This is a genomic window from Sphingomonas sp., assembly GCF_019242355.1.
Taxonomy (GTDB): Bacteria; Pseudomonadota; Alphaproteobacteria; order Sphingomonadales; family Sphingomonadaceae; genus Sphingomicrobium.
In genome coordinates this window covers 1-10,227 of record NZ_JAFAVR010000081.1, presented here as the reverse complement: position 1 = coordinate 10,227, position 10,227 = coordinate 1, and the positions used below count along the sequence as shown (strand labels likewise).

9 protein-coding genes are annotated in these 10,227 nt (G+C 64.6%); 2 read left to right on the top strand and 7 right to left on the bottom strand.

Translation table 11 applies throughout. From position 1 onward, the window contains the following. Positions 1–98: 98 nt before the first annotated feature. On the bottom strand, positions 99–1,415 hold the full coding sequence (locus JOZ79_RS03940) for a hypothetical protein (protein ID WP_294070888.1): 1,317 nt from the start codon (positions 1,413–1,415) through the stop codon (positions 99–101). A 235-nt stretch (positions 1,416–1,650) separates the two neighbouring features. Between JOZ79_RS03940 and pstS (JOZ79_RS03935) the strand changes: the two genes are divergently transcribed. Beyond that, positions 1,651–2,667 (top strand): phosphate ABC transporter substrate-binding protein PstS, encoded by a 1,017-nt coding sequence (gene pstS / locus JOZ79_RS03935; RefSeq protein ID WP_294070885.1) that lies wholly within the window; start codon positions 1,651–1,653, stop codon positions 2,665–2,667. Positions 2,668–2,740: 73 nt separating this feature from the next. On the opposite strand, the gene phoU is transcribed toward pstS (JOZ79_RS03935), so the two are convergent. From phoU to pstS (JOZ79_RS03910), 5 genes are read right to left on the bottom strand one after another with little or no spacing between them, the layout of a single operon-like run. Then, positions 2,741–3,433 carry a phosphate signaling complex protein PhoU gene (gene phoU, locus JOZ79_RS03930; protein WP_294070882.1) on the bottom strand — a complete coding sequence of 231 codons (693 nt, stop codon included), beginning with the start codon at positions 3,431–3,433 and terminating at the stop codon, positions 2,741–2,743. 11 nt (positions 3,434–3,444) lie between these two features. Next, positions 3,445–4,248 (bottom strand): phosphate ABC transporter ATP-binding protein PstB, encoded by an 804-nt coding sequence (pstB, locus tag JOZ79_RS03925; RefSeq protein ID WP_294070879.1) that lies wholly within the window; start codon positions 4,246–4,248, stop codon positions 3,445–3,447. Continuing rightward, positions 4,245–5,075: a phosphate ABC transporter permease PstA gene (pstA, locus tag JOZ79_RS03920; protein ID WP_294070876.1), complete on the bottom strand. Its 831-nt coding sequence runs from the start codon at positions 5,073–5,075 to the stop codon at positions 4,245–4,247. The genes pstB and pstA overlap by 4 nt, the downstream gene beginning before the upstream one ends. Further along, positions 5,075–6,037: a phosphate ABC transporter permease subunit PstC gene (pstC, locus tag JOZ79_RS03915; RefSeq protein WP_294070873.1), complete on the bottom strand. Its 963-nt coding sequence runs from the start codon at positions 6,035–6,037 to the stop codon at positions 5,075–5,077. Before pstC ends, pstA begins: the two co-directional genes overlap by 1 nt. After that, positions 6,034–7,074, bottom strand: a complete 1,041-nt coding sequence (pstS, locus tag JOZ79_RS03910; protein WP_294070870.1) for a phosphate ABC transporter substrate-binding protein PstS — start codon at positions 7,072–7,074, stop codon at positions 6,034–6,036. Before pstS (JOZ79_RS03910) ends, pstC begins: the two co-directional genes overlap by 4 nt. 388 nt (positions 7,075–7,462) lie before the next feature. On the opposite strand from pstS (JOZ79_RS03910), the gene JOZ79_RS03905 reads away from it, so the two are divergent. After that, positions 7,463–9,538, top strand: a complete 2,076-nt coding sequence (locus JOZ79_RS03905) for a hypothetical protein (protein WP_294070867.1) — start codon at positions 7,463–7,465, stop codon at positions 9,536–9,538. 253 nt (positions 9,539–9,791) lie between these two features. Here JOZ79_RS03905 and JOZ79_RS03900 read toward each other — a convergent pair. Then, a partial coding sequence (locus tag JOZ79_RS03900) for a hypothetical protein (protein ID WP_294070864.1) occupies positions 9,792–10,227 on the bottom strand: 436 nt, incomplete at its 5' end.

The window sequence follows — 10,227 nt, the reverse complement described above, 5'->3', positions numbered from 1 at the left end:
CTCGCGAGCAAAAGGAACGCGGCGGCGCGCCTATCGGGCACGCCGCCGCGTTCCATCTCCAGCCTGGGTCGGTCATCGCCGACCCTTGCCAGACGAGATCAGAAGCTGAACTGGCCGAACAGGCCAATCTCGTTGTAGCTGCCGTGGTCGAGGCCGCCGATGGTCCCGTTCGACGTCGAGATGAAGCCGTTGCGCGCACGGTCATGTTTCCACACGAGCGCAAGGTCAATCGGAGCGATCGGCTTATAGTCGACGCCGACGTTGTAGTAATTATCCCGCACAGACCGCGTCGTGCCGGTCGCGACGATATCCGTCGGCTTGACCCAGTCGTAACGACCGAACACCGCGATTGCCGGCGTGAAGGCATATGAGCCGAACGTCGACCAGCCATGCGCCTTGTCGCTCACGGTGACCGGGGCCGGCAACGGCTCGGGCGCCGTCGCGATGTTGTTCCAGTTCTTGGCCGTGAAATACTCGACGCCGACCCGCACGCGCTTGTCGGTGTAGGCGGCGATCGCATTGAAGCGAGTCGCAGTATGGTTGACGTTCACCGTGTCGTTGCTCTTGCCGAGCTTGCCGGTGTAGCCGCCGACGCCAAGGGTGATCGACTTGATCGGGTTGACGCTGACCCGGCCTTCGAGATCGATGGTGTTCGAGCTTCGCGAGAGCGTCTTGTAGCCGGCGCCGTTGATCGCCGAGACGGCGTAGTTGAACATGCCGCCGCCGAACGAACCGAAGGCATGGACGCCCCAGTCGGTCGACGTGCCGAACTTCGTGCGGTCGATCAGCGTGTTCTCGACGAAACGATAGCCATAGAGGCCTTCAGCGAAGGGCACCCAGGGCAGGTCGGCCTCGCCGACGCGAACGGTCAGCGCCGGGTCGAGCTTGGCCTGGAGATAGGCCTTTTTCACGAAGACCAGAGTATCCCTGCCGAGTTCTTTTCCGCCGGTGTCGGTCGCGATCGAATTATAGCGGAAATCCGTCGTCACATTGGCCGAGAAGACGTCGTTGAACTTGTGATCGATGATCACGTAAAAACGCTTCAGCTCGGTCTGGGTGCCGTTCTGCGCGTTGTCCGTCCGGTCCCCGGCAAGGTCGGTGGACGTCTGGTCGATGTTGCTGACGTTGAAGAACGACCGGCCGCTGATCGTGGTGCTGCCCCACCAGCCCGGCGCTTCTTTCTTGAGCGGTGGAACGGGCGCTGGCGGCGGCGCGGCCTGGGCGGCAGCGACCTGCTGGACCTGCGCGGCCTGCTGCGACTGGGCGGCCGAAAGCTGGTCGACCTTGGCCTGCAGTGCCTGGATCTCGGCGCGAAGCGCGGCGACATCGTCGGCCGTCGGCGCCGCCTGGGCGAACGCCGGAGCGGACGTCATCATGGTGCAAGCGAGCAGGACTTTGGAGAAACGAGAAATCATCTTTAAAAACCCCCCGGGGATCAGCTAACTCATGTTGTGAACGCGTTCGGTGTTAGGCGGGCCGTAAGCGCGATTCGGTGACCCCTCGCGGACAGTTTTGTGACAGCGTTCCGGGAGAGGCCCGCCCGCAACACAATCGCAACAATGTCATCACCGCCGAGTCACCGCACCGGCGTAGTCCCGACGCACGGCGAGGCAGTGTGCCGCCGCATTCTCACCTTCGGGGGACTTTCAGATGAACATGCTCAATCGGTCGATCACAACGATAGTCGCAGCGACAACCGTCGCGCTTGCGGGAAGCGCGAGCGCCGGGATCACGGGCGCCGGATCGACCTTCGTCTATCCGGTGCTCTCGCGCTGGGCATCCGACTTCAAGAAAGCGGGTGGGGACGAGATCAACTACCAGTCGATCGGCTCGGGCGGCGGGATCGCGCAGATCAAGGCCGGCACCGTCGACTTCGGCGCGACCGACAAGCCGCTGTCGAGCGACGAGCTCGCGGCATCGGGCCTTGCCCAGTTCCCGGTCGTGATCGGCGGCGTCGTCCCGGTCATCAACATCCCCGGCGCGCGGCCCGGCCAGGTCAAGCTTAGCGGCCCGCTGCTCGCCGACATCTATGCCGGCAACATCACGATGTGGAATGACCCGCGAATCTCAAAGATCAACCCCGGTCTGCACTTCCCGGCCAAGGCGATCACGCCGGTTCACCGGTCGGATTCGTCAGGCACATCGTTCAATTTCACGCATTACCTGAGCCAGGTCAGCCCGGGCTGGAAGGCCAAGTTCGGAGAAGGGACATCGGTCAGCTGGGCCGGCGGCGTCGGCGGCAAGGGCAACGAGGGCGTCGCGGGCTACGTGAAGCAACTCCCCTATTCCGTCGGCTACGTCGAATATGCCTACGTCGTGCAGAACAAGATGGCCTACACGCTCGTCCAGAATTCGGCGGGTAAGTTCATTGCCCCCAACGCGCGCAGCTTTGCCGCAGCGGCAGCGACGGCCGACTGGAACCACGCGAAGGACTTCAACCTGGTAATGACCAATGCTCCGGGCGCCAATGCCTATCCGATCACGGCGTCGACCTTCGTCCTGATGCACAAGCAGCCGAAGGACGCGGCGACGAGCGCATCGGCGCGCAAGTTCTTCGGCTGGGCGCTGACGAAGGGCCAGCCCCAGGCGACGAGCCTCGACTATGTGCCGCTGCCGGCGCCGCTGGTGAAGCGCATCCAGGCCTACGTCGCAGCGAACATCCGCTAGACACGCGACCACGAAAGAAGGGCGGCTCCCCGTGCGGGGGCCGCCCTTTTCATGCGCCCGTCGAACAGCCGGCTCAGCCGTCGCGGGTGTTGATGTTCCCGTCGAGAAGCCGGTCGCCCGTAGCTGCGTAATAGACCATCTCGGAAATGTTCGTCGCATGGTCGCCGATCCGCTCGAGATTCTTGGCGACGAACAGCAGCGTGGTCGACGGGCTGATGTTCTGTGGGTCCTCCATCATGAAGGTCACCAGCGTCCGGAAGATGCTTTCGTAGAAGTCATCGAGCGCATCGTCCCGCGCGCAGACCTGGCGAGCGGCGTCCGGATTGCGTTCGACAAACGCCGCGATCGCATCATGGACCATGGACGCCGCGATCTTCGCCATCTCGGGCAGCAGCGACATCGGCTCGAGCTGCGCTCCTTCGGGCAGGCGACGGACGCGCCGAGCGATGTTCTTGGCATAGTCGCCGACCCTTTCGACGACGCCCGCGATCTTGAGCGCGGCAACGACCTCGCGCAGGTCGTCGGCCATCGGCGCGCGAAGGGCGATAAGCTCGACCGCGCGGCGTTCGGCCTCCGCTTCGAGGTCGTCGAGCTGCTCATCCGCCGCGATCAGCTCCGCGGCGGCGACCTCGTCGCGTTCGATCAGGCACCGCATGGCCTCCGCAATCGCCGCTTCGGCGACCGAACCCATGTCGATGATCAGGCTGCGAAGCTCGCCGAGATCGTGGTCGAAGGCCGTCAGCGTATGTCCGCCGGCACGTGCCATATGTCTGCTCCTTAGCCGTAGCGTCCGGTGATATAGTCCTGCGTGCGCTGGACCTGCGGGTTGGTGAAGATCTGGCTCGTATCGCCGACCTCGATCAGCTCACCCAGGTGAAAGAAGGCAGTGCGCTGCGAAACGCGCGCGGCCTGCTGCATGTTGTGGGTGACGATGACGATCGTGAAACGCTCACGAAGCTCGTTGATCAACTCTTCGATGCGCGCCGTCGAGATGGGATCGAGCGCCGAGGTCGGCTCGTCGAGGAGGATGACTTCAGGCCGGACGGCAAGCGTGCGTGCGATGCAAAGCCGCTGCTGCTGGCCGCCCGACAGCGACAAAGCGCTGACGTTGAGCTTGTCCTTGACCTCATCCCAGAGCGCGGCCTGGCGGAGCGCTTCCTCGACGCGGTCGGACATGTCACTCTTTGACAGGCGCTCGAAATAGCTGAGCGCGAAGGCGACATTGTTGCGGATCGTCGTGGAGAAGGGAGTCGGCTTCTGGAACACCATTCCGACACGACGACGCAGAGCGGACAATGAATAGCGGCGCTCGAGCACGTTGCGGTCGTCGAGCAGGATTTCGCCCGTCGCATATTGGTCCGGATAGATTTCGTAGATGCGGTTGATCGCGCGAAGCAGCGTCGACTTGCCGCACCCCGACGGTCCGATGATCGCGGTCACGGCGTTCGACGGCACCGACAGGTTCACATCACGCAACGCGTGCGACTTGCCATAATAGAAGTCCATTCCGCGGACCTCGATCTTGACGGGCGCGTCGGCGGTGGACGGCTGGACCGAAGGGCGCTCTTGAAGGGGAATCATCGTTTCGCTCCGCGCGCCAGGAAGCGCACTCCGAGATTGAGACACAGGACAAAGGCCGTGAGCACGAAAGCGCCGGCCCAGGCGAGCTCGTGCCATTGATCATAGGGGCTCATCGCGTACTGGAAGATTACGACCGGGACGTTAGCCAGCGGCTGCGACAGGCTCGCGCTCCAGAACTGGTTGTTGAGTGCAGTAAAGAGCAAGGGCGCCGTCTCGCCGGCAATGCGGGCAAGGCCGAGCAGCACGCCGGTTACGATGCCGCTGAGCGCCGCCTTGTAGAGAACGCGGGCCGTCACCCGCCAGCGCGGGATGCCGAGTGCGAAGCCGGCTTCGCGCATCGTGTTCGGAACGAGGCGCAGCGCCTCGTCGGTTGTGCGCACGACGATCGGCAGCAGCACCATGGCAAGCGCCAGGGAGCCGGCGAAACCGGAGAAATGCCCCATCGGACGTACCACAAGCTCATAGATGAACAGGCCGATGACGATGGACGGCGCGCTCAGCAGGATGTCGTTGATGAAGCTGACGACCGCGGCCAGGCGTGAATGACGACCATGTTCGGCAAGGTAAGTCCCAGCCGCGATTCCGATCGGAGTCCCGATCACCAGAGCCAGCAGCACCATCACGGCGCTTCCGTAGAAGGCGTTCAGTAAACCTCCGCTTTCACCGGGAGGCGGCGTCATCTGCGTGAAGAGTGCGGGCGACAAGGCAGCGCCGCCCTGGACCGCCGTGGTCCACAGGATCCAGACCAGCCAGACGAGGCCGAACACGGTCGCCGCGCCGGCGAATAGCAGCGCGAGGATGTCGGCGAGCCTGCGGCGCAGCGGCATCAGTGGGTCCTTCCCTGCGCCTTGCCGATGCGCAGCAGCATCAGCTTTGCGATCGTCAGCACGATCAGAGTGACAACGAACAGCAGGAAGGCGAGCGCGATCAGCGATGAGCGGTACAGGTCGGTATCGGCCTCGGTGAACTCGTTGGCGATCGCCGCGGCAATCGAATTGCTCGGCATCAGCAGCGACGGCGAGAGATCGTGTGCGTTTCCGAGCACGAAGGTGACGGCCATCGTCTCGCCCAGCGCCCGGCCAAGGCCGAGGAACACCGCGCCGATGATGGCGGAGCGGGTGTACGGCAAGGTCACCCGGCTGAGGATTTCCCAGCGCGTCGAACCCAGCGCGACAGCGGCTTCCTTGAGCTGCGGCGGGACCGCGTTGAAGACGTCGCGCGCTACGGTCGCGATGAAGGGGATGATCATGATCCCGAGCACGATCGACGCGCTTAAGAGGCCGATGCCGATCGGTGGACCCGTGAACGCCGCGCCGATGACTGGCAAGGCGCCGAGGTGATCGCTCAGCCACGGCTCCACATGGGCAGCCATGAACGGCGCGAACACGAACAGGCCCCACATTCCGTAGATGATACTGGGGATCGCGGCGAGCAACTCGATCGCGATGCCGATCGGCCCGCGTAGCCAACGCGGAGCGATCTCGGTCAGGAACAAGGCGATGCCGATGCTGACAGGAACGGCGATGAGCAATGCGAGGATCGACGTGACGAGAGTGCCGTAGATCGGCACGAGCGCGCCGAACTTCGCGCTAACCGGGTCCCAGTCGCGGCTGCTGATGAAGCGCCAGCCAAATGTCTGGAAGGCAAGCCTACCGCCCCACGCCATTGCCGCCGCGGCGCCGCCGAGGACAATGAGCACGAGCCACGCGGCGCCGGCGGTGACCAGCCGGAATAGCTGATCAGCGCCGGCGCCGCTGTCGTGCGCCGTTACATTGGCCGGAGCGTTCACTTGATATTGGAGCCGATGTAGCTTTCGATCTGCTTCACGAGCGCGTCGGGCAGCGGCACATAGTCGAGCTTGTTCGCCTGACCCTGGCCCTTCTCGAGCGCGTACTTGAAGAAGGCGATCGCGGCGTCCGACTTCGCCTTGTCCTTGGGCTGCTTGTGCACGAGGATGAAGGTGCTGGCCGCAAGCGGATAGGCATTCGCGCCCGGCGCGTTGGTCATCACCAGATTGAAGTCCTGCGCATGGGCCCAGTCGGCAGTGCCCGCCGCGGCGCCGAACGCGGCCGCGCTCGGTGCAACGAAGTTGCCGGCCGAGTTCTGGAGCAGCGCATAGGTCATCTTGTTTTGCATGACGTAGGCATATTCGACGTAGCCGAGTGAGTTCGGCAGCTGCTTCACGTAGGCCGCGACGCCCTCATTGCCCTTGCCGCCGACGCCGCCTGTCCAGGAAACGGTCTTGCCTTCGCCCGGGCCGCTCTTCCAGGCCGGGCTGACCTGCGCGAGATAATGGGTGAAGTTGAAGGTCGTGCCCGAGCCGTCGGACCGGTGAACCGTAGCAATCGCCGCGCCGGGGAGGTTGAGGCCTGGGTTGATCTTGACGATTGCCGGGTCGTTCCAGGTCTTGATCTTGCCCTGGTAGATGTCCGCGAGGACCGGGCCGGTGAGCTTGAGTTTGCCCGCTTCCAGGCCGGGGATGTTCACGACTGGAACGATGCCGCCGACGACGACTGGAAATTGCGCGAGCCCGTTCTTCGCAAGCTCGTCGGATTGCAGCGGCTGGTCGGTCGCGCCGAAGTCAACGGTGCCTGCCTCGACCTGGGCGATTCCGCCGCCTGAGCCGATCGACTGGTAGTTGACGCTCGTTCCCGACTGGGCGCGATAGTCTGCTGCCCAGGCGGACAGGACCGGATAGACAAAGGTCGAACCTGCGCCGGTGATCTGCTGCCCGGAGCCGTTCGCCGCACCATTGTTGGCGCCGTTGCTGCCGCATGCAGCCGTCAGCAGGGTTGCCGCGGCCAGCGCCATCGTGACTGTCTTCACACGTCCCTCCATCGATTTCGACGAGCGCGTTAGGACGGTCGGAGGGGCTGGACGGTGACTGAACCGTTTCACTTTTGTGACTCAGGAAGCGGCTGAAGGAGGTCATCCGGCGCGTTACGGCCGACTGTCCAAAAAAAGGTCACCTGTGTTTCGATTTCAGGTCGATTCGGAGTATCGCACCCTTGTTAAGTCTGTGTTATCAGCTTTGGGTTAATCCGCGAATCGCAAGGCCATCGCGGGCTCAGCGAATGGGGAAGTAAAGCTGTCACAGCGCAACGCACATCGCCTTGATAATGCCCGGCATTGGCGTCTTGAAGACGGTGTCCACACGCCCGGCCGTCCGGCACCGGTGCGCATCGACGCGCTAGCTGGCCCGACGGCGAGGTTCGTGCAGGACGGCCGGGGCGGCGAACTCCCTTTGCCCGGCCTCCCCGCCGCCGCCAATATGGCGCCCCAGGACCTGTCGCCAATCGAGCTGAAGGTAAAGCCTGCTCCTCGCGGCGCCAAGCTGATGGTGCGCGAGCGTGCGAAGTCGATCGCGAAGCGGTTGATCCGGTCGCCGGCGCGGACCCGTCGCTACCTCCCGCAGGGCGTTTCGGTGGACGAGTTCCTGACGAAGCTGACCGAGGTGGGCGCAAACTACGCAGTGCTGCGGTGGTTCGAGAGCCTGCCCGCCGTCGATGCCGGCGAGGACATCGACCTGCTGGTTTCCGACGAGGACCTTTCCATCCTCGAGACGATGCTGTCGCCCTACCCGCTGTTCCCCGCGACTCAGCCGGTGGATCTCTACAGCATCAGCGGGATGCGGGGCACGGACTACAGGGGCGTGCCGTACTTCCCGAAAAAGCTGTCGCTGAGGATCCTCGAGAATGCGATCCTCATCCACGGCAAGTATCGGGTGCCGGCGCCGCGCGATCATTTCCAGTCGCTCGCCTTCCACGCCGTCTATCACAAGGGCGAGGCTTCGGGTCTGCCGCTGTCGAGGACGGAAGGCGCGACGGTCACCAATGCGGACCATGATTATCTGGCGACTCTGAAGCGCGTGCGGCGGCAGGCCGGGGAGCGCGCGGACCTGACCCTGCAGGGGCTCGACCGCTATCTCGCGCGGAAGGGCCTGCGCCCGGCCGGCGACCTGCTCGAGCGGTATCAGACGCGCAATGCCTGGCTGCGCGGCAAGCTCAGAGGCGAGCGCCGGGACATCGGTGCAGCCGCGGGACTGATCGCCTTCGTCGTCCGGGATCGCGCACTGCCCTATGCCGACGAAGCGGCGGCGATGATCGATCGCCACGGGTTCGAGGTGCTTCACGTCATTTCGCTCACCGAGGACGAGAAAGCGCGGGTCGGAGCGCGGGTTCGGGGCGGCAACTGGGGGCGCGGCCCGTTCCCCGAGAGTGGTGGCGAGCCTGCCGCAATCATCCTCGCCTGCGACTTCCGCTATCGCCCGGTCACGGCCGAAGACGGCCAGGTGGTCAACGATAACGCGACCCTTACCAAATATGCGATCCGCGACCTCATTCACAGCCGTGTCCCCAGGAGCGAGCGGTTCAATCCCATGCACTCGACCGACAATGGCTGGCAGAGCCTCGAGTGCCTGGAGGCGCTCGACCGGCCAGGCCTGATCGCCGAGGTCACCAAGGAGGTCGCCGCAATCGAGCGCAAGCTGCAGCTTCCGTGGCCCGTCGTCCGCGAGCTGTCGGTGTCAGGACGGCGCGCGCGAGTCCTGCTGGTCGACCATCCGGTCCACGGCGAAGTCGTCGCCAAGGTCTTCCGGCCGGGCGCATCGCGCTTCTTCGATCGCGAGCTCCAGGCCCGGCAGGAGCTGAGCGGCCTGCCCTGCGTCCCCGAGCTTATCGACCACGGCGACAACTGGCTGCTAACGCCTTATTATTCGAACACCGGAGCGCATGTGTTGAGGCCGCTGCCCAATTGCGGTCAGGTGCAGCTGACGTTCGACGCGATGGCGGCGCTGACGCCATTCGTCCGGGCGCTGCGCGAGCGGAATTACTTCCTGCTCGACCTTGCGACTCACAACCTCATCACGGATCCGGATGCGGGCCTGCTGATGCTCGATTTCGAGTTCCTGCAGCGCTACCCCGTGCCGACGCCGCCCCTTGAGGACGATTACACGATCCTGGGCCTGGCATTGCACCCGGGCTGCGACGCGCCGGTCTACAGCACGCCGGCGCGCTGGGTCCGCAATTCGGTGTTCCACCGGGCAGTGTGCGGCCTGTCGCCCGAGAAGTTCTTCACTCGCGCGAACACGTCCCTGCGCATGAAGATGGCGTTCTGCCAGGCCTTCTGGTGGTCGGTTTTCTCGGTCCATCGGTCCGGCCAGGCGGTGCTCCGCCGCAAATACGTGCAAGGCTTGCTGCGCGTCGCGCACAGGGCGGCGCGGGCGAAGCCGCAGCTCCGGTTGCCGGCGCTCCAGCTGCCGCAGCCGCGTTTGCATCCCCAGCTGCCCTGACCGCAGCCGACGGTTCACCCCGCTGGGAAGCGATGAGTTCGCCGGCCAGATCCTGATTGAGCGCCTGGCCGCGCCTCCACTAGCGATGCGGCAAGCCTGATCGGGCCAGTGCTCGCCGGCGCGCCGTTTCCCGGCACCGCCGAGTGTCGCTTACGTAAAGTCAGCGCGTGCGCGCCTGGCCCATCGCATGCGCGTACCAGAGTTGCGATCCGGTCCGGCGCCTGCCGGCGCCGGTCGTCGATTCAGGTCGCCGCTAGAGCAAATCGGAATGCGGCATCCCCATGAAGTGGTCGCTCTCCAGACCGAAGATCAAGCTCTGGTGGCTCGCTCCGCCGCCATGCAGGTTGGAAACACCATGATGTGCCAACGTCGCCGGCTGCGCGGCCTCACCCGCCTGCGCTGCGGAACCCTGGAGCGCAAGCGCGCTCGTCGTGGCACTGCTGCTCGTCGCGCTGCTCGTGCCCGCGGGTAGCATGTACGAGGGCGCCATCTCGTTCAGCATGACTTCGAGCACCCGGCCGTCCGGATATTGGTCGCGTCCGTAATCGGTGACCCAGAGGCTGAGATGGCCTGAACCATCGCTCGACGGAGCCAGCTCCATGCCCTTGGGATAGATCGTCTGCGGCGCATGGACCGCGGTCAGTGACGGATTGGGATATTGTTCGAGGACGTTGATCACATTCAGGATC